This window comes from Polaribacter gochangensis, from assembly GCF_046224025.1.
Taxonomy (GTDB): domain Bacteria; phylum Bacteroidota; class Bacteroidia; order Flavobacteriales; family Flavobacteriaceae; genus Polaribacter; species Polaribacter gochangensis.
In genome coordinates, this window is sequence record NZ_JBJXRF010000030.1 from 1 (window position 1) to 267 (window position 267).

Sequence of the window (267 nt, forward strand, 5' to 3'; positions counted from 1 at the left end):
TACAAATGGTTAGCATTTTTTTATTGATATCGTACAAATATTGAAAATCAGCTATTTTATTTTGTATTTTTTTTTTTTTTTTTTGTAAAATATTATCATTTTCTTTTACTTTATAAACTTGTTTTTCTAAGTTGTCAGAATTTTTTTGCAAGCGATTACGCTCTTTTTGTAGTTTATAAATGGTTTTATCTAATCGTATTTTCTCTGTCTCAACTCGTTTTTTTGCTTGGTTGATTAAACTAAACTGAATACCATTTTTTTGAGCAA

At 23.2% G+C, this 267-nt stretch carries 1 pseudogene; it reads right to left on the reverse strand.

Features of this window, described 5'->3' with window-relative positions:
• Positions 1-267: pseudogene (locus ACEWL1_RS12135) on the reverse strand (endonuclease MutS2); the annotation flags it as partial.